The sequence below is a fragment of the Massilia sp. Leaf139 genome, assembly GCF_001424165.1.
In the GTDB taxonomy this organism is placed as follows: Bacteria; Pseudomonadota; Gammaproteobacteria; order Burkholderiales; family Burkholderiaceae_D; genus Telluria.
The window spans coordinates 205617-224689 of the sequence record NZ_LMOJ01000001.1; the positions used below are offsets into that span (position 1 = coordinate 205617).

Annotated in this window: 17 protein-coding genes and 1 tRNA gene; 11 read left to right on the forward strand and 7 right to left on the reverse strand. The window is 64.7% G+C overall.

Annotation, left to right across the window (positions count from 1 at the left end):
• Positions 1–83 precede the first annotated feature (83 nt).
• Together ASF77_RS00905 and ASF77_RS00910 are read left to right on the forward strand one after the other, a co-directional pair.
• Positions 84–1310, forward strand: coding sequence for a pyridoxal phosphate-dependent aminotransferase (locus ASF77_RS00905; RefSeq protein WP_056333012.1), 1227 nt, complete (start codon positions 84–86; stop codon positions 1308–1310).
• Between the two features lie 24 nt (positions 1311–1334).
• Positions 1335–2654: a homoserine dehydrogenase gene (locus ASF77_RS00910; RefSeq protein ID WP_056333014.1), complete on the forward strand. Its 1320-nt coding sequence runs from the start codon at positions 1335–1337 to the stop codon at positions 2652–2654.
• Positions 2655–2664: 10 nt separating this feature from the next.
• Here the strand turns inward: ASF77_RS00910 and ASF77_RS00915 are convergent, their stop codons facing one another.
• A complete protein-coding gene (locus tag ASF77_RS00915; protein ID WP_056333017.1) occupies positions 2665–2877 on the reverse strand; it encodes a hypothetical protein in 213 nt (70 codons plus the stop codon).
• Between the two features lie 284 nt (positions 2878–3161).
• Between ASF77_RS00915 and ASF77_RS00920 the strand changes: the two genes are divergently transcribed.
• The 3 genes from ASF77_RS00920 to ASF77_RS23945 all read left to right on the forward strand — a co-directional run bounded on the left by ASF77_RS00920 (position 3162) and on the right by ASF77_RS23945 (position 5801).
• A complete protein-coding gene (locus ASF77_RS00920; RefSeq protein ID WP_056333019.1) occupies positions 3162–5048 on the forward strand; it encodes an MFS transporter in 1887 nt (628 codons plus the stop codon).
• A gap of 105 nt (positions 5049–5153) precedes the next feature.
• A tRNA-Pro gene (locus tag ASF77_RS00925) sits at positions 5154–5230 on the forward strand.
• A 229-nt stretch (positions 5231–5459) separates the two neighbouring features.
• Positions 5460–5801 (forward strand): hypothetical protein, encoded by a 342-nt coding sequence (locus ASF77_RS23945; RefSeq protein WP_156648691.1) that lies wholly within the window; start codon positions 5460–5462, stop codon positions 5799–5801.
• Between the two features lie 60 nt (positions 5802–5861).
• On the opposite strand, the gene ASF77_RS00930 is transcribed toward ASF77_RS23945, so the two are convergent.
• The 5 genes from ASF77_RS00930 to ASF77_RS00950 all read right to left on the reverse strand — a co-directional run bounded on the left by ASF77_RS00930 (position 5862) and on the right by ASF77_RS00950 (position 11087).
• A complete protein-coding gene (locus tag ASF77_RS00930; protein ID WP_056333022.1) occupies positions 5862–6926 on the reverse strand; it encodes a glycosyltransferase family 9 protein in 1065 nt (354 codons plus the stop codon).
• Positions 6901–7485, reverse strand: coding sequence for an HAD-IIIA family hydrolase (locus tag ASF77_RS00935; protein WP_056333025.1), 585 nt, complete (start codon positions 7483–7485; stop codon positions 6901–6903). Before ASF77_RS00935 ends, ASF77_RS00930 begins: the two co-directional genes overlap by 26 nt.
• A gap of 22 nt (positions 7486–7507) precedes the next feature.
• Positions 7508–8821 (reverse strand): glycosyltransferase, encoded by a 1314-nt coding sequence (locus ASF77_RS00940; protein WP_056333029.1) that lies wholly within the window; start codon positions 8819–8821, stop codon positions 7508–7510.
• Between the two features lie 7 nt (positions 8822–8828).
• On the reverse strand, positions 8829–9827 hold the full coding sequence (locus tag ASF77_RS00945) for a glycosyltransferase family 2 protein (RefSeq protein WP_229445173.1): 999 nt from the start codon (positions 9825–9827) through the stop codon (positions 8829–8831).
• A 360-nt stretch (positions 9828–10187) separates the two neighbouring features.
• Entirely contained in the window at positions 10188–11087 is a 900-nt protein-coding gene (locus ASF77_RS00950) for a hypothetical protein (RefSeq protein ID WP_156648692.1), read from the reverse strand.
• Positions 11088–11438: 351 nt separating this feature from the next.
• Between ASF77_RS00950 and ASF77_RS00955 the strand changes: the two genes are divergently transcribed.
• The 5 genes from ASF77_RS00955 (at position 11439) to ASF77_RS00975 (ending at position 15113) form a co-directional block, all read left to right on the forward strand.
• Positions 11439–11729 (forward strand): KGG domain-containing protein, encoded by a 291-nt coding sequence (locus tag ASF77_RS00955; protein WP_056333040.1) that lies wholly within the window; start codon positions 11439–11441, stop codon positions 11727–11729.
• A 196-nt stretch (positions 11730–11925) separates the two neighbouring features.
• Positions 11926–12288 carry a hypothetical protein gene (locus ASF77_RS00960; RefSeq protein ID WP_056336149.1) on the forward strand — a complete coding sequence of 121 codons (363 nt, stop codon included), beginning with the start codon at positions 11926–11928 and terminating at the stop codon, positions 12286–12288.
• Positions 12289–12358: 70 nt separating this feature from the next.
• Entirely contained in the window at positions 12359–13480 is a 1122-nt protein-coding gene (locus ASF77_RS00965) for a M14-type cytosolic carboxypeptidase (RefSeq protein WP_056333043.1), read from the forward strand.
• A gap of 2 nt (positions 13481–13482) precedes the next feature.
• Positions 13483–13959 carry a CYTH domain-containing protein gene (locus tag ASF77_RS00970; protein WP_056333047.1) on the forward strand — a complete coding sequence of 159 codons (477 nt, stop codon included), beginning with the start codon at positions 13483–13485 and terminating at the stop codon, positions 13957–13959.
• On the forward strand, positions 13956–15113 hold the full coding sequence (locus tag ASF77_RS00975) for a serine hydrolase (RefSeq protein ID WP_056333049.1): 1158 nt from the start codon (positions 13956–13958) through the stop codon (positions 15111–15113). Before ASF77_RS00970 ends, ASF77_RS00975 begins: the two co-directional genes overlap by 4 nt.
• Positions 15114–15187: 74 nt before the next feature.
• Here ASF77_RS00975 and ASF77_RS00980 read toward each other — a convergent pair whose 3' ends face one another.
• Positions 15188–16444, reverse strand: a complete 1257-nt coding sequence (locus ASF77_RS00980) for a DUF2863 family protein (protein ID WP_056333053.1) — start codon at positions 16442–16444, stop codon at positions 15188–15190.
• Between the two features lie 290 nt (positions 16445–16734).
• Between ASF77_RS00980 and ASF77_RS00985 the strand changes: the two genes are divergently transcribed.
• Positions 16735–19065, forward strand: coding sequence for a TonB-dependent siderophore receptor (locus ASF77_RS00985; protein WP_056333056.1), 2331 nt, complete (start codon positions 16735–16737; stop codon positions 19063–19065).
• Positions 19066–19073 lie beyond the last annotated feature (8 nt).

A 19073-nucleotide genomic window follows, 5' to 3' on the forward strand; every position in this document is an offset into this window, starting at 1 on the left:
TATGCAAGGTTGCTTAAATTGTTCGCTTTCGGCAGAATGGTATTTTTCGCACTGCAACATGCGGGCAACCTGGGAGTGACAATTTGCGACCGATTCTGAAATCGAACAAGCTCGACGACGTCTGCTACGAGATCCGCGGCCCGGCGCTGGAGCAGGCGCGCCAGATGGAAGACGATGGCCACAAGATCATCAAGCTCAATATCGGCAATCTGGCCGTGTTCGGTTTCGATCCGCCCGACGAGATCATGCAGGACATGATCCGCAACATGCACGGCGCGGCCGGCTATACGGATTCGAAGGGCATGTTTGCACCGCGCAAGGCGGTGATGCACTACACCCAGCAAAAGAAGATCGCCAACGTCAAGATCGACGACATCTACCTGGGCAATGGCGCCTCGGAACTGATCGTCATGGCGATGCAGGGCCTGCTCAACAACGGCGACGAGGTGCTGGTGCCGGCACCCGACTATCCGCTGTGGACGGCGGCCGTGAGCCTGGCCGGCGGCGCGCCCGTGCACTACATCTGCGATGAAGGGGCCGGCTGGATGCCGGACATCGCCGACATGCGCAAGAAAATCACGCCAAACACGCGCGCGATCGTCGTCATCAACCCGAACAACCCGACCGGTGCTCTATACCCACGTGAGGTGCTGCTCGACATCATCGAGCTGGCGCGCCAGCACAGCCTCATCGTCTACGCCGACGAAATCTACGACAAGGTACTCTACGACGGCCACCAGCACGACTCGATCGCATCGCTGGCGGACGACGTGCTGTTCGTGACCCTGAACGGTCTGTCGAAGAACTACCGCTCCTGCGGCTACCGCGCCGGCTGGATGGTGATCTCGGGCGAGAAGCGCCATGCGAAGGACTATATCGAAGGCCTCAACATGCTGGCCTCGATGCGCCTGTGTGCGAATGCCCCCGGGCAGTTCGCGATCCAGACCGCGCTCGGCGGCTACCAGAGCATCAACGACCTGGTCGGCCCCGGCGGGCGCCTGCTCAAGCAGCGCGACCTGGCGCACAAGCTGCTGACCGACATTCCGGGCGTCACTTGCGTCAAGCCGAAAGCGGCCCTGTACATGTTCCCGCGCCTGGATCCGGCCATGTACCCGATCGCCGACGACCAGCAGTTCATCTGCGAACTGCTGGGCGAGGAAAAGGTCTTGCTGGTGCAGGGCACCGGCTTCAACTGGCATTCGCCGGATCACTTCCGCCTGGTGTTCCTGCCCAATTCCGACGACCTCACCGACGCCTGCGGCCGCATCGCACGCTTCCTCGACGGCTACCGACGACGCCACGCCCGCTAAGCTAAATCACCCTGTGAATCGACCATGAAACCCATCAAAGTTGGCCTCCTCGGCATCGGCACCGTCGGTGCGGGCACCTTCAATGTGCTGCAACGCAACCAGGAAGACATCCGCCGCCGGGCCGGCCGCGGCATCGAGATCACGATGGTCGCCGCCCGCAACACCGAACGCGCCGCGCGCCTGACCGGCGGCAACTGCCAGATCGTCGACGATCCCTTCCAGGTCGTCGACAGCCCGGACGTCGACATCGTCGTCGAACTGATCGGCGGCTACGAGCTGCCGCGCGAACTGGTGCTGCGCGCCATCGCCAACGGCAAGCACGTGGTCACCGCCAACAAGGCCTTGTTGGCCCTGCACGGCAACGAGATCTTCGCCGCCGCCCAGGAAAAGGGCGTGATGGTCGCCTTCGAAGCGGCCGTCGCCGGCGGCGTGCCGATCATCAAGGCGCTGCGCGAAGGCCTGACGGCCAACCGCATCGAATCGGTGGCCGGCATCATCAACGGCACCACCAATTTCATCCTGTCCGAGATGCGCGACAAGGGCCTGGACTTCGACGTCGTGCTGAAGCAGGCGCAGGAACTCGGCTACGCAGAGCTCGACCCGACCTTCGACATCGAAGGCGTGGACGCGGCGCATAAGTTGACGATCATGTCGGCGATCGCCTTCGGCATCCCGGTGCAGTTCGACAAGGCGCACGTCGAGGGCATCAGCGCACTGCAGGCCGACGACATTCGCTACGCCGAACAGCTCGGCTACCGCATCAAGCTGCTCGGCATCACGCGCCGCGCCACGGTCGACGGCGTCGAGGGTATCGAGCTGCGCGTACACCCGACCCTGATTCCGGCCGCGCGCCTGATCGCCAACGTCGAGGGCGCGATGAACGCGGTGCTGGTCGAGGCCGACGCCGTCGGTTCCACCCTGTACTACGGCAAGGGCGCAGGCTCCGAGCCGACGGCTTCCGCAGTGATCGCCGACCTGGTCGACGTGACGCGCCTGGCCACGGTCGACCCGTATTGCCGCGTGCCGCACCTGGCCTTCCAGCCGAACGAGATGACGGACGTGGCGATCCTGCCGATGGCCGACATCACGACCAGCTACTACCTGCGCGTCTATGTGAACGACCAGCTCGGCGTAATGGCCGACCTGACCCGCATCCTGGCCGATGCCGGCATCTCGATCGACGCGGTGCTGCAAAAGGGCGCACGCGGCGACAAGTGCACCGACATCATCATGATCACCCACGAGACCCGCGAGAAGAAGGTCGAAGCGGCGATTGCGCGCATCGAGGCACTTGCTTCGGTGGTCGGCAAGGTGATCCGGATCAGGCTGGAAACGCTGAGCTAGCAGCCAGCGCTCAATAACCTGTGCTGCGTTCGGTTCCGCCCGGACAGGGTGGGTGCTTCGATTCGATCAGGAATTCGAGCGCAAACTCGTCGACGGTAGGGGCGGGCAAGCCATCCTCGTCGTCGAGCGAAGCGGTGGTGAGATCGAGCAGCGCATGCTCGATGTCGTCGCACAGCGCGTCGAGCGCGCCGGGCCGGAGGGTAGGGAGCTTGGGCGAATTCATCCGAGCATTCTACTCACGCTGCGCTGCACAACAAGCAATCGACACTACAGGTTTGCGCCCCATCAAGCGCATTTCCTGCGCACACTCTAATTGCTTTTATGAACAACACTTGGACTTGCGCGATGTCGGTGTCGTACCGGTGTCGTCGCATTTCTTGCTACCGTTCGTCTCGCTCCGCAATACTTCGCGTTAGCATCTTAGGCTGATGATTTTGGGCAACAAAATGATTGTTACGCGCTCCTCCCTGTTGTAAATTACGCATCTCTCCACCACGGGCCACTTTCATGAGTCAGTCGAGCCAGTTTTCCCTGCTGTCGCAACGCCGCTTCGCGCCTTTCTTCTGGACTCAGTTCCTGGGCGCCTTCAACGACAACCTGTTCAAGACGGCGCTGCTGGTCGCGCTGACCTACGACGCCCTGTCCTGGACGACGCTCGATCCGGGCCTGCTGAACAACCTGATTCCCGGCCTGTTCATCCTGCCGTATGTCATCTTCTCCGCCACCGCCGGCCAGATCGCCGACAAGGTCGAGAAGGGCAAGCTGGCACGCTTCGTCAAACTGCTCGAAGTCGGCATCATGCTGCTGGCCGCCGTCGGCTGGATGACGCATACGCTGTGGCTCCTGATCGCAGCCGTGGTCGGCATGGGCGTGCATTCGACCCTGTTCGGCCCGGTCAAATACGCCTACCTGCCGCAGCACCTGAAATCGGAAGAGCTGGTCGGCGGCAACGGTGTCGTCGAGATGGGCACCTTCGTCGGCATCCTGCTGGGCGAAGTGGCGGGCGCCTTGCTGGTCGCCCATAAACCCTTCGGTATCGAACTCGTCGCCGGGGCCAGCCTGCTGATGGCGCTGCTCGGCCTGGCGGCCAGCTGGCGCATCCCGGCCTCGCCGGCGCCGGCGCCCGAGCTGAAGATCAACTACAACTTCATCACCGAGTCGGTGCGCAACCTGCGCTTCTCCAGCGGCAACCGCACGGTCTTCCTCTCGATGCTGGGCAATTCATGGTTCTGGTTCTACGGCGCCCTGGTGCTGTCGCAATTCCCGGTGTATGCCAAGGACTACCTGCACGGCGACCACAGCGTCTTCGTACTGCTGCTGACCGTGTTCTCGCTCGGCATCGGCGTCGGCTCGCTGCTGTGCGAAAAACTGTCCGGTCGCAAGGTCGAAATCGGTCTCGTGCCCTTCGGCTCGATCGGCCTGTCGCTGTTCGGCATCGACCTGTATTTTGCCAGCATGGCCTACACCAACACGGCCACGGTCGACGCCTTCGCGCTCATTGCCCAGCCGGGCGCGGTGCGCATCCTGGCCGACCTGGTACTGATCGGCGTCTTCGGCGGCCTGTTCATCGTGCCGCTGTTTGCCCTGATCCAGACCCGCTGCGACCCGAAGCACGTCTCGCGCACGATCGCCGGCATGAATATCCTGAACGCCCTGTTCATGGTGGCTGCCGCCGGCGTCGCCATCGTGCTGCTGGGGCAGGGCTTCTCGATTCCCGAGATGTTCCTGGTCACGGCCCTGCTGAACGCGGCCGTCGCTGTCTACATCTTCTCGCTGGTGCCGGAATTCCTGATGCGCTTCCTGGCCTGGCTGCTGATCCACACCATTCACCGCGTGAACACGGTCGACGTCGAGCGCATTCCGGACGAGGGCCCGGCGGTGCTGGTATGTAACCACGTCAGTTATGTCGACGCCATCGTCATCGGCGCCGCCAGCCCGCGCCCGATCCGCTTCGTGATGGATCACCGCATCTTCAAGACGCCGTTCCTGGGCTGGATCTTCCGCACCGCGAAAGCGATCCCGATCGCCCCGGCCAAGGAAGACCCGTTCATGATGGAGCGCGCCTATGTCGACATCGCCGAAGCGCTGCACCAGGGCGACCTGGTCTGCATCTTCCCCGAAGGCAAACTGACGACGACGGGCGAGATGAACGAATTCCGCGGCGGCGTCGCCAAGATCGTCGAGCGCAGCAAGGTGCCTGTGATCCCGATGGCGCTGCGCGGCCTCTGGGGCAGCGTGTTCACGCGCGACCCGGGCAACCTGTTCGGGCGCTCCTTCTCGCGCGGCCTGCGCTCGAAGCTGGCGCTGGCGGTCGGCATGCCGGTGGGGCCGCAGGAAGCGACGCCGGAATACCTGCACGAACAGGTGCGGGAGCTGCGCGGGGACTGGAAGTAAGGCGGCGCGGGACTTGATCCACATCGCCCCCGCGCTTAAACTTGCTTTAGACATCACAAAAACCTGAGAAAATTTTTTTGTCTCAGGTATAATTGCTGGCTAAGTCGGGGCGTAGCGCAGCCTGGTAGCGTACGTGCATGGGGTGCACGGGGTCGGAGGTTCGAATCCTCTCGCCCCGACCAAAGAATCAAAGAAAAAGGCCAATCTACGGATTGGCCTTTTTCTTTTCTGTGTCATGTTTGTCCTTAACCGTATTCGTGGTGATTATTTGGGGATTGACATGTAAATACGTCTCTCGTATTTTTGACCGGCAAGACGAAACCACATCCGATGTCGATGAAACAGGTTCAATGCATCGGTTGCATACCGAATCGAATAGCTGGTCTTATAAAATCATTTAAAGGGGACAACATGCGCAAAATTTCGTCATTGATTCTTTCTCTGGTGTGTTCTGGATTCACACTGTCCGCCTCTGCTGCGGACGATGCAAAAAATTGTGTGACGCCGCCGCAGATCGGCAAGAATCCGAATTGCCCGAACGGGAATTCCGCCAGGATTCATAACCGCTGCGACAAGCCGGTGGATATCAAAATTTGTATTCGCACCACGCGCGACAAATGGGATTGCGGCGTGCAATGGGGCGTACAGCCCGGAGGATCCTGGTCTTATCCGTCCTGCTTTGGCACCAATGAGGTTGTCTACGATGCTCGTCCGGCCGGCAGCAGCCGCAAATTCGCGAACCCCGACGATTAAGAATCGACTTCCGGCATCGGGAATATGCAAAGGCCAGTCGTCAGACTGGCTTTCTTCGTTTTACTCCAGCTCTGCCTCCCTGATCCGCTCCGTCTCGGTCTGCTTGAGCAGGCTGCAAACGCAGTCGCAAACCCGCGTGGATTCCAGCGTATCGAGGCCATCGATCCCGTGACCCGGCACCCGGCCCGGCACCTGCCAGGGCGCATACTCCGGATCGGCCAGCAGGCTGACCACCGGCGTGCCGACCGCAGCCGCAAGTTGCGTCGATTCGGCGTTGCTGCTGACCACCAGGGACGCCTGCGCCAGCAGCGCGCCTAGTTCCCCGATACCGACTTCGCCCGCCAGCACATGAACCTGCGCCCCCAACGGGGTGGCGATAGCATCGAGCGCCGCCAAATCGCGCGCGCTGCCGGTGAGCACGAATGGACAGCCGATGCGCGCATGCAGCGCCGCGATCAGCTCGCTCCACTGCTGCGGAGCATAACGCCGGGCCTGGGCGCCGGCGCCGGGATGCAGTGCCAGCCAGCGGCGTGCGGGATCGATACCGGCGGCCTGCAAGCGCTTGCGCATGGCCGCCGCGTCGGCGTTCGACGGGACAAAGGCAAGGCGCTCGTCGGCTGTTTCCGCACCGAGATGGCGTACGAGGTCGAGCTGGCGCTGCACGGCGTGGCGCCGCAGGGCGCCCGGCTCGGGATCGGCGATCCAGTGCGTAAGTAGGCCCGAGGGATCGTCACGGCACCAGCCTGCGCGCAGGAGAATACCGGCCAGTCGGCACAGCAGGGCCGCGGGCAGGGCACTACGACCGGGACGCGTGAAAATGACGGCGCCGTCGAAGCGCTCGGCGGCGAGTCGGGAGATCCAATCCAGATGAGTCCCTGGCGTAGCAGCGATGCCGCCTTCCGTCCAGGGCGCCGCGTAGGCCAACGCGGCATCGACGTCCGGCAGGCAAGGCGCAAGGGCGGCGCCGGCGGGCGCGGCGAGCAGTGTCAGCCGGCGCTCCGGACACTGGGCGCGCAGGGCCCGCAGTGCCGGCGTGCAGGCGAGGACATCGGCAGGCGCGCCGAGCTGGACGCAGAGCAGGTGCGGCGCACCGTTCCATTCATTCGTCATCGTGCGCATCTTCATGGTGGCGGGCGATCAGGACGGCGGCGGCATACAGGTCGGGCGCCATGCGGGTGGGGATGCGGCGCGGGCCGAGCCGCCATTCCGTCTCGGTGCCGTTGTCGAGCAGCACCGTGCGGCAGCCTGCACGGTTGCCGGCCTCGACGTCGTGGAGGAGGCCGCCGATCATCCACGACGAACGCAGGTCGATCGCGTGTTCGAGCGAGGCCTTCAGCAGCAGGCCAGGCTGGGGCTTGCGGCAGTGGCAGGCCACGGCATAGGGCGCGACTGTGCCCTGCGGATCGTGGGGGCAGTAATAAAAGCCGTCGAGGATGAGGTTTTCGCGAAACAGCAGGTCGCCCAGGCGATGGCCGACGGCCTGCACGGCCGCTTCAGGCAACTGCCCCTGCGCCACGCCGGCATGGTTGCCGATGGCGAAGAAGCGGTAATCGAGCCGGGCCAGCAGGCGCAGGGCAGGGCCGGCGCCGCTGCCGAGTCGGATGTGGCGCGGCGCCAAAGCGGCCATTTCCTGCTGCTGCCTGTCGACGAGCGCGCCGTCGGTGTCGAAGAAAATCGCTTTCATGCCGCAACCACCATGCTTGCTCCTAAAACGGGGTGAAGCCGGACGCTGCGCCGGCGCGGGTTTCGTCGAGCACCGTCGCGTACACGGCGCAGGCCTGTTGCGCGACGGCGCGCCAGGTGTAGTGGCGCCAGGCGCGCAGCAGGCCTTCCTCGCCCATGCGCTTGCCCAGCGCCGGGTCGGCATGGAGGGCGGCCAGGCGCGCGGCCAGCGCACGCGGGTCGCGCGAAGGGATCAGGAAACCGGTCAACCCGTCCACGACCGTGCTCTTGATTCCGCCGACTTCGGCGCCGATGACCGGGCGTGCGCAAGCCATGGCTTCCACCGGCGTGATGCCGAAGGGCTCGTACCAGGGCGTGCTGACGAAGACGTCGGCGGCGCCGTACCACAGGCGCAGGGCGGCGCGCGGCTGCTGGCCGGCGAAGCGCACCTGGTCGTCGACGCCGAGCTGCTGGGCGAGGGCGCGCAGGCGCGCCTGTTCCTCCTCACCGCCATCGCCACCGCTGCCAACGACGAGCAGGTCGGCATCGACCCCATGGCGGTCGCGCAGCATGGCCAGGCCCTGGATCGCGGTGTCGATGCCCTTGCGCGGCGCCAGGCGCCCCAGCTGCAGCACGGTGAAGCGCTCCGGGGCCAGGCCCAGCTGCGCGCGCGCCACGGCGCGTGGGACGGGCCAGAGTTCGTTCGGATCGAAGCCGCGCGGCGCCACCGTGATGCGACCAGGATCGGCGCCATACAGCTGTTCCATGTCGAGCCGCTCCTGGGGCGATTCTGCAATGATGCGGTCGGCCTGGCGCATCAGCGCCTTCTCGAGCCGGATGCGCTCGGGTGGGAAGGCATCGAACGGGCCGTGCGCCAGGCGGCGCATGTCGCCCAGTGCATGAAAGGTGATCACCCAGGGAATGCCGAGTGCCAGCTTGAGCTGCTGGGCGACCAGGCCGGACATGAAAAAATTCGCATGCACGATGTCGTAGGGCACGGCTAGGCGCCGCGCGAAGCGGATCACGAAGCGGACGAATGCGTCCATGTGGGGCAGTAGCGCTTCCTTCGGCAGCGGCTGGGCGGGGCCGGCCGGCACGTGGATGAGTCGTATCCCTTCGCCCAGGTGCACGATCTTGTTTTGACCGGGCGCGTCGCGGCGCGTGAAGATATCGACGCGGGCGCCGGCCAGCGCCAGTTCGCGCGCCAGGTTCGCGACATAGACATCCTGGCCCCCGACATTGGCAGCGGCAGCGGCACCGCCCTGTGCGGGCAGCGGCGAAGCATGCTCGCTGATGAGGGCGACGTGGCCGAACCGGTGTGCGGGCCCGCTGCGCGGCAGCTGCTCGTTCAGTTTCATGGCGGCCTCAGGTGAAGCGCACGCGGTAGCGGATGGCGCCGGTCAGGCGCCAGAACACGGCCAGCGGCGGAATCAGCGCCGAGGTGACGATGACGTCGGCGATCTGCGCCGCCCGGTAGCGTTTGCCGCGCAGGCGCTGCCGGCACAGGCGCGCCGTCAGCGCCAGCCAGCCGAGCCCGGCCAGCAGCGCGAGGGCGTTGTGGCCGGCAACGAGGGCGCCGAGCGCGGCCAGCAGCACGGCCGCCGCCAGGTAGTAATCCCAGGGTGGCGCGGCGGCGATGCGTTCGCGGTAGAGCTGCGGATGCTTCTTGTAGAGCAGGGCGTCGAACACGGCCGCGCGGGTGCGCACCAGGCTCGCGCCCCAGGGCGCCGGCTGCAGCGGCAGCACGACCAGCGCCTCGGGCGCATGGGCAATGCGAGCGTCGAGCGCCAACAGGCGGAAGTGGAGGTCGGCATCGCAGTGGCTGGCCTGTTCGAAGCGTTCGTCGAAGCCTTCGACCCGCTCGAGCACGCTCTTGCGGCAGAAGCAGTTGGCGATGCTGAATTCGTCGTCATGGGCCTGGGGGACGTGATGCGCGTCCTCTGTGAGCCGCGCCGGCAGGCGCATGTCGAGCCGTCCGCACAGCACGTCGACATGGTCGTGCATGCCGGCCAGGCCCTGGGACAGCCAGGTGGGCGCGGGCACCGCGTCCTCGTCGGTAAAGGCGAGGATCGCACCCTGGGCGCTGCGCCAGCCCAGGTTGCGGGCGGCGGCCGGACCGTGCCGGTTGGAGTTGGGCAGGTAGACCAGGCGCGGCCCGCGCTCGAGGGTGCGCGTGCGCCAGCCGGCCACCAGGTGCAGCGTATTGTGATTGGGTTCGTCGTCGACGACGATGACTTCGTAGGAAGTGCCGGGCAGGGTCTGGCGGGTAAGGGCGTCGAGGCAGCGGTCGAGCAGATCCATCCGCCCGCCCGTCGGGACGACGACCGAGAGCTTGACCGTGCCGCTGGCTGTCCTTGGCGTCATTACTGGCATGCTGCTCTCCGATAAGTGAACGATGTTTCCCTGATGAGAGTGGTTCGATTGCGCGGGGAATGGCTGAGTTCCGGCCCGATAACCGGCGCTGAATCTGGATCAAGCGCCGACGTCGCCTGGACGGCGTCGGGCAGCATCGGAAAGAAAGGGAGCGTGCCGGCCGGCAGGCTGACGGCGGCCGCATCCATTGCTCGGTGAGCGAAGGACTCGTCCTACAGCGAACTCATGCAATGGGCATGACGATGGGTAATGGATGGACGAAAAAAAAAGCCCGCGCGACGGCGGGCAGGGAGGTGCGCCGGCAGCGCTCACACGCTGCCGGACTGGAGAGGTTGGCTAGGACAAGTCCGGTCAGCCGCGCGAAAATCCGGTGTCGTCGTCCATCTTGCGATCGCCCGCCAGGCGGTTGGCGCCGGCCGGGCTCTTTGGATAGCCGCCGGCCGCGTCGTTCGATTCGTGCACGCGATCCGGATCCTGCTGCATGCTGCCGCCCGGTTTCCAGCCGGGATTGTCGCCACGCGGTCCCGAATTGCCCGGGCTGCGCGGCAGGCCGCCCGTGGAGTCGTTCGACTGGTGCATCTGCGCCTCTTCGGCGCCGCCTTCGCGGCCCGCTTCGCCCGTCTGCGAACCGGCGCGGTCGGTGCTTTGCGCGGCGCCGCCGGCGCCCGCTTGCTGGGATGCGTTCAGGCTTTGCTGTCCGCCGCCAAAGCTGCCGCCGCCGGACTGCGGCTGGCTCGATTGCATCGAGTCGCCGCCGCGATGATGATGGCCCAGCGAGCCGCCCTGCAGTTCGGGCTGGCGCGGATCCTGCGGATTCATGCGTGCGGCCGCCTGCGTGTTGCCGGCATGCGCGCCTTCGTAGTGGAGCAGGTCGGTGCCGCTGTCGGCCGGACGGTGGCCCACCGGCTGTTCGAGCTGGCCATAGGCGACCGAGCGCTGTTCCATCTGGCGCTGGTGGCTGTCGGTGATGCCCTGCTGGGGGCCGCTGCCGCCGCTCTGCTGGGTCTGCATCGAACCGCCGGGCAGATCCCAGCGGCTGCTGTCCTCGGCGAACTGGCCTGGCCCCATGCCGCTCTGCTGGGTACCCATCTGGTCGATGCCCTGGCGGCCCTGCTGCTGCGAGGCGCCCTGCGGATAGGTGTGATCCAGCGGGGCGTCGGGCGCTGTCTTGCACTTGGCGTTCTTGTTCCACTTTTCGTTGCCGCCGTTATTCGTCTGGTTGTTCATTTCGCTGCGTTGGTTCGCGTCCATGTCATGTCCTTTCAAAACGGTTTTGCTGGCGAAGGCAAGGAGGCAGGATGCCGCCGGCGTCGCCCCGATCTTGCCATGATGCGCGCGCATGCCCAGGTTCAGTATAGGAAGACGCAGCGGTAGTGTGTAGGACTAATACTGATGGGGAAAGTGATGAAAAGCAGTCTATTTCGTAAGTGCATTTTCTGTCGCCTGTAGTCCTACAAAGTCATCTGAAAATGTCCTATACCCTCATCTAATTCGCATGCCTACTATGAATTCGACGTTCGCTCATCTGCGTTCATGGATGGGCGAGGGCCAAGCCTGCCGCAGGACGCGGCGGTTTTATAAGTGAACAGGGAGAACACGATCATGGCTTCGAGTAACCAAGGCAACAAGCAGGGCGGTAACCAATCCAACAGCCAAAGCGCGGGCGGCACTCGCAACCGCGGTTTCGCATCGATGGATCCACAGCGTCAGCGTGAAATCGCCAGCCAGGGTGGCAAGGCGGCTCACCAGAAAGGCACCGCGCACGAATTCACCTCCGAGGAAGCACGCCGCGCCGGCAGCATGAGCCACGGCAATCGTCAATCGGCCAGCGCCGGTTCGGGCAGCAGCTCGCGCAGCTCCTCGAAGAGCGGCGGCCGCAGCTCGAAAGAGTAAGCGTCCGCTGCGCCTCGCCGTCCGCTGCCGGCGGACGCTGCGGGGCGACATGGAAGCATGCACGGGGAGCGTATTCGCTCCCCGTTTTCTTTCCATAGTTACAGCAAACGGGGTAGAATCGCTGCGCCTTTTTAACAACTCCCTGAGGAACATCGTGGTGAAAGAAGCGGTCATTCGTCAAGTCAAGAGCATGTCCATGTCATGCGACCGGGTCGGCAATTCGCTGCTCGCCAAGTTCAGCACGCAGGGCGCAAACGATGTCTGCCTGCACATCCCGGCGACCATCGTGTTCTGGCTGCTCAAGCACATGCCGGTCAACCAGGATCCGACCCTGCAGCCGCCATCCTCGCCGCCGCCGCAGATCACCCAGTATGACTGGCAGAACCCGGCCAACCCGCGCGCGCTGACCCTGAACTGCCGCGAACTGCCGGGCAAGCTGCGCATGCAGTTCAACCTCGAGCGCGGCAGCCTGGTGCTCGTCCTCGACCGCAGCAACGTCGAACTGATGCGCCAGATCATGGCCATGTACACCGCCGAACTGATCGACCTCGACGCCTGAACGCGGCCCTGGACGCCCAGTCAAATCCGGTATCATCCCCACTCGCGAAGTGACCATAAAAGGATCAGCCATGCCTATCAAAATCAGCCAGCATTTCGATTCGGGCGCCATCGAGGTGGTGCAAGCCGAGAACGCGAAACAGATCGACCTGAACCTGCGCCGCGATAACAACGCGGACATCCACCAGTGGTTCCACTTCCGCCTGCAGGGCGCGCGCGGCCAGGCCTGCACGATCCGTTTCCTGAATGCCGGCCAGGCCACCTATCCGAAGGGCTTCGAGGATTACCAGGTCGCCGCCAGCTACGACACCGAGAACTGGTTCCGCGTGCCGACCAGCTTCGACGGCCAGGTCATGACGGTCAATCACACCCCCGAGCTCGACAGCATTTATTACGCCTATTTCGAGCCTTACACCTGGGAGCGCCACCTGCGCCTGCTGGGCGAAGTGGCCGAGAACCCGATCGCCCGCGTGCACGACATCGGCACTACGCTCGACGGCCGCGACATGAACCTGGTGGTGATCGGCAACCCGGCCGCCGAGAAGAAGATCTGGGTCATCGCGCGCCAGCATCCGGGCGAGACCATGGCCGAATGGTATGTCGAAGGCCTGATGGATGCGCTGCTCGACGACGCCAACCCGATCGCGACCAGGCTGCTGCAGCGCGCCGTGTTCTACATCGTGCCGAACATGAACCCGGACGGCTCGGTGCGCGGCAACCTGCGCACCAACGCGGCCGGCGCCAACCTGAACCGCGAATGGATGACGCCGTCGCTCGAGCGCAGCCCCGAAGTGCTGTGCGTCAAAAACAAGATCCACGAGACTGGCGTCGACATGTTCTTCGACATCCACGGTGACGAGGCCCTGCCGTACAACTTCGTGGCGGGCAACGAGATGCTGGCCGATTTCACGCCCGAGCGCGAAGCGCGCCAGAAAGCCTTCGTGGCGCAGTACATGGCGGCCAGCCCCGACTTCCAGAACGTCTACGGCTATGCGGCCAGCAAGTACAACGAGGAACTGCTGACCCTGGCCTCGAAGTACATCGGCCACACCTTCAAATGCCTGTCGCTGACCCTGGAAATGCCGTTCAAGGACAACGCCAACCTGCTCAACAGCTACACCGGCTGGAATGGCGCACGCAGCGCCGCCCTGGGCGCCGCGCTGCTGCAGCCGATCCTGCAGTCGCTCGACTGACCGTGGGTATAGAAATCGAGCGCAAATTCCTGCCGGCTGGCGACGGCTGGCGGGAAGGGGGCGAGCCCGTCCTGCTGCGCCAGGGCTATCTCAGCACCGATCCGGCGCGCACCGTGCGCGTGCGCATCGAGGGCGAGCGCGCCTTCCTGACCATTAAGGGCAAGAACCAGGGCGCAACGCGCGGCGAGTGGGAATATCCGATTCCCGTGGCGGAGGCGGCCGAGCTGCTCGACACCCTATGCCCGCCGCCCCTGATCGAGAAATACCGGCGCCGCATTCCTGTCGGCGCGCATACCTGGGAAGTCGACGAATTCCTGGGCGCGAATGCCGGCCTCGTCGTGGCCGAGATCGAACTGGCGAGCGAGGACGAGGCTTTCGAGAAGCCCGAGTGGATCGGCCCTGAAGTCACCGACGACGTCCGCTATTTCAATTCCAACCTGATCCGCCATCCGTATTCTTCCTGGAAAGACCGAATATGACCGACCTGACCTGGCGCAGCGCGCTCGTCCTTGGCTTCACCGCGCTGCTGGCGAGCGGCAGCCTGCACGCCGCGCAGCCGGCACCGGCCGCCGCCTACTTCCCGCCGAGTGGCGACTGGGCGCGCAAGGCGCCTGCCGAGCTGGGCATGGACGCGGCGGCGCTGGCCGCTGCCGTGCAATATGCGCAGAGCCACGAAACCACGCGCGCCGTCGATTTTTCCGATCAGGAAGCGACCTTCGGCAGCCGCCTCGGTTCGATGCCGACGCGCCGCGCGCGCACCAACGGCCTCGTCATCTACAAGGGTTATGTGGTCGCCGAGTTCGGCGACACGGCCTTTGTCGATCCGACCTATTCGGTGGCGAAGAGCATGCTGGCGACGGTCGCCGGCGTGGCCCAGCGCGACGGCCGCATCGGCAAGCTCGACGAGCCGGTGGGCAAGCGCGTGAACGACGGCGGCTATTCCTCGCCGCGCAACGCGCTCGTCACCTGGCGCCAGCACCTGCAGCAGGAAACCGAGTGGGAAGGCAGCCTGTGGAGCAAGAACGCCGACTTCGTTGGTAAGGAACAGTTCGGCGCCGGCGAACGCAAGCCGCGCCAGCTTGGCGCACCGGGCAGCTTCTACGAATACAACGACGTGCGCATCAACCGCTTTGCGCTGTCGCTGCTGCGCGTGTTCGAAAAACCGGTGCCGCAGGTGTTCCAGGAAGAGGTGATGGACGTCATCGGCGCCTCCAACACCTGGAAGTGGGTGCCCTACACCAATAGCTATGTCGAGCTGAACGGCAAGCAGGCGCCTTCCGTCAGCGGCGGCACGCGCTGGGGCGGCGGCATGTGGATCAATTCCTGGGACATGGCGCGCTTCGGCTACCTGTGGCTGCGCGGCGGCGCCTGGAACGGGCGCCAGGTAGTGCCGGCGGCGTATGTGAAGGAAGCCCTCGCACCGAGCGCGCACGGGCCGGACTACGGCTATCTCTGGTGGCTCAATACCAAGGGCAAGAACCTGCCAGGCCTGCCGACGAACGCCTATGCGGCGCTGGGCGCCGGCAGCAACACGGTGCTGGTCTCGCCGGATCACGACCTGGTGATCGTCTGGCGCTGGCATGCGGGGAATGTCGCCGAGTTCGGCAAGCGGGTGATCGGGGCGATCCGCTGATGTCAACGCATCAATCATCTTCATGAAAAACGGCGCCTATCAGGCGCCGTTTTTCATGCGTCGAAACTAATCGATCAGTGGAAGTGCTCGGTACCCGCCGGCGTATCTTCCGGCATCTCGGCATGCACCAATTCGCCGGTCGGGTCGGCGAACAGGGGCGAGCCGCAGTCGTCGCAGTATTCGGCGACATACACCTCGTTGATGCGTTTGACGTGGGTGACGCCGGCTTCGTTCAGGTGGGCGATGATCTCGTTGATCGGGGTCAGCGGGGCCGGCAGCAGGCCGGCGGGGCCTTCCATTGGCGTGCCTTCCTCGTCTTCCTGGCCGTACAGCGGCCAAACGATGCCGTAGACGACTTCGGCGCTCTGGCGCAAGGTAAAGCCGACGCGGTATTCGTCGATCTGGCCGTCGGCCGCTTCCTCGCCGAAGCCGGCGATCACGGCGCGCAGGTCGGAGGCCTCCAGATCCAGGGTATTGGTCAGGTAGTGGACGGCGGCGCGGATCGAGATCGGGCGGATCGCCTTGTCGGCTTCGCGGCAGGCGACGTAATACGCTTCCGGCAGCAGCAACTCGACGCCGCAGCCCGGCAGCAAGCGCGCGACATTCGCCGTGGCCTGCTCGCGCCAGGCGGCGAGGGCGTTGTTGCGTTCCTTTTCGAAATCGACCTGGTGCTGCGGCTCCTGCCAGCGGAACAGCGGCGCGCCGGCCGGGGCGACGAGGGCCACCAGCAGGTAGCGCGTGTCGGCCAGGAAGGGCGCCGTTTCCGGCGTACGCACGGCCGGCTTGACGCTCGTGCCCTTGTGCGCGGCCTGCGCCAGCTTGTGGGTCAGGCCATAGGTTTCGGCATGGGTGCGCGGCAATTGGTCGATCGCGTACAGGGTCGGCGCCATGGCCATCTGCGTGCCCTCGGCCAGGAGGTGGGCCGAGAAGTGGGCCGAGAGCGTGGTCAGCAGCTCGGCGGGAATCGTGCCCGAGCCGATCGAGAAGCGCGTCCAGGCCAGGATCGGCGCGGCCACCAGCAGGGCTTGCCAGGCGACTTCGGCGCCGTCGTTGGCCTGCTCGACCATCGTCGACGATTCGCTGACCGCCTCGACGCCATCCATCAGCACATCGTAGGCCGCGAGGTCGTCCTTGAACAGGGCGTTGAGTGCGGCGTCGATGCTTTCCTGATGATTGGTCTTGAGCAGTTTCTGCAGCTGCGCATCCAGTTGGCGCTCCCAGGTTCGCTCTTCGACGCGGCTGGCGGATTGCACGATGGCTTGGGCGATGCTGGAGAGACGCTGGCTTTCTGCGGAAAGTTTGTTGGATGAATCTTTGGAAGGACGACGCATGGCGCTGGAGAGTCTCTTGTAATGGTGATGATCGAAAGGGAAGGCTCGAGGTGCGAGGGGTCATGATAAACCCTTATCCCCGGTATTGTAGTTGATTCGGCTACATGCCATGAACACAAGGGCTAGGTGCTGCTCCGGATTCAATGTAGTGCGAAGCCCACGCTCTGGCTTGCTACAGCACAAACCCGGCCTACTTCTCATTCGTATCCGTAATGATGACTTGCCAAATTCATCAATAGAAATCATAATGCGAATCGTTCTCATTACTTCTCCGATTTCGCCAGGCGATTATGACCAAGACCGCAAGCCCAGCAGCGCCAACCGCAAGTTCCTTCATCCGTAGCCGCAAGCACACGCGCGCCGCCGCGCCTTGCCTCACGGGTTCTGCATTGGCAGTGCTGGCCACCCTGGTCTCGCCCCTGGCCCAGGCCGAGGCCAACAAGGACATCGATCCGACGATCCCGAAGGTCGAAGTCTCGGGCGCCGCGCGCCGCGACGTGCAGGCGCCGATCGCCTCCAGCTCGGACAAGTTCACTGCGCCGCTGCTCGACACCCCGAAGGCTGTCACCGTCATTCCGCAGGAAGTCATCTCGCAGACGGCGGCCGTCACGCTGACCGACGCGCTGCGCACCGTGCCGGGCATCACCATCGGCGCAGGCGAGGGCGGCAATCCGGTCGGCGACAACGTCTTCATCCGCGGCTACAACGCCCAGACCGATACCTATGTCGATGGCATCCGCGACTCGGGTTCGCAATCGCGCGAAATCTTCAACCTGGAACAGGTCGAAGTCGTGAAAGGCCCGAATTCGGCCTACGGCGGGCGTTCCTCGGCAGGCGGCGGCATCAACCTGGTGAGTAAGTCGGCGCAGCTGGAAAACTTCAACAACGCCACCGTCGGCCTCGGCACCGACAAATACCGCCGCGTCACCGGCGACATCAACCGCACCCTGGGCAACAATGCCGCCTTCCGCCTGAACGTGATGGCGCACGAGGCGAACGTGGCCGGCCGCGACGTCATCGGCGGCGACCGCTGGGGCATCGCGCCGACCGTCACCTTCGGCATGAGCGGCCCGACGAAAGCCATCCTCAGCTACTACCACATGGAGTCGAGTGAGATTCCGGACACCGGCATCCCGTTCAACAACCCGTTCTCCAGCGGCCCGAACGTCGCCCGCAACGGCAACGGCACGCCGCTCAATGTCGCGCGCGAAACCTTCTACGGCCTGGCGAACCGCGACTTCCGCGACACCGAGACCGATATCGGCACGATCGACCTGCGCCACGACTTCGGCAACGACCTGGTGCTGCGCAACGTCACGCGCTACGGCAAGTCGACCAACGACTTCGTCTGGACGCAGCCTGACGATTCGAAGGGCAACGTGCTGCTGTACGGCACCGTCTGGCGCCGCGCCAACACCCGCGTCACCGACACCGAGACGATGGCCAACGCGACCAGCCTGACGGGCAAGCTGACCACGGGTTCGATCAAGCACAGCTACAACGTCGGCGTCGAGATCAGCCGCGAGTCGACCGAGCGCTCGTCTTACCTGTTCGCGCCGGGCACGAATAACCCGCTGACCAATACCTTCACCTGCCCGACCTCGGGTGCGGCGACCCTGTACAACTGCACCACGGTCAACAACCCGAACCCGTACGATCCGTGGGTCTACACCCGCAGCGTGTCGCCGGCGCAGACGAAGGTCAAGACCAATACCCGCGCCATCTACGCCTTCGACACCATCGAGTTCAACCCGCAGCTGATGCTGAACCTGGGCGCGCGCTGGGACGAGTTCAAGACCGCGCTCGACACGGCGGCGAACGGCACCACGCCCGCCACCCGCGCCCGCGTCGACACCAGCTTCGACACCTACCAGGCCGGCCTGGTCTACAAGCCGAGCGCGAACGGCAGCGTATATGTCTCGTACGCCACCTCGGCCACCCCGCCGGGCAACGACGGCGGCGACGGCTTCGATGCGCTGACGGTCGCCGTGCAGAACCTGCAGCCGCAGGAAAGCAAGAATTTCGAACTCGGCACCAAGTGGGAAGTCCTGAATAGCCGCCTGTCGCTGAACGCCGCCGTGTTCAGGAGCGAGATGAACAACGCCCGCGTCACCGCGCCGGACGGCACCACGCAAAACGTCGGCCGCAAGGAACTGAAAGGCGTCGAGCTCGGCTTCTCGGGCAAGTTGACCAATGCATGGCAAGTGTTCGGCGGCTATACCTGGCTGGACGGCGTGCTGGCGGACAACGGCTACATCAACGCCGGCACCGCGGCGGCACCGGTCTACGTCGTCTCGCCGTACAACGGCAACGTGTTCCCGACCACGCCGGAGCACAGCGCCTCGCTCTGGACCTCGTATGCGTTCAACAAGGACTTCAGTGCCGGCATCGGCCTGAACCACGTCGGCAAGGTCTACGCCAACGTCAACAACACGAAGTACGCGCCGGGCTATACCCGCTTCGACGCGATGGCCAGCTACAACCTGAACAAGAACATCTCGCTGCAGCTGAACATCCAGAACCTGGGCGACAAGCTCTACTTCGACCGCGTCTCCTCGCCGCACTACGCCGGCGTCGGCGCAGGCCGTTCGGCTAGCCTGACCGCGAACCTGAAGTTCTAACTTCTCGA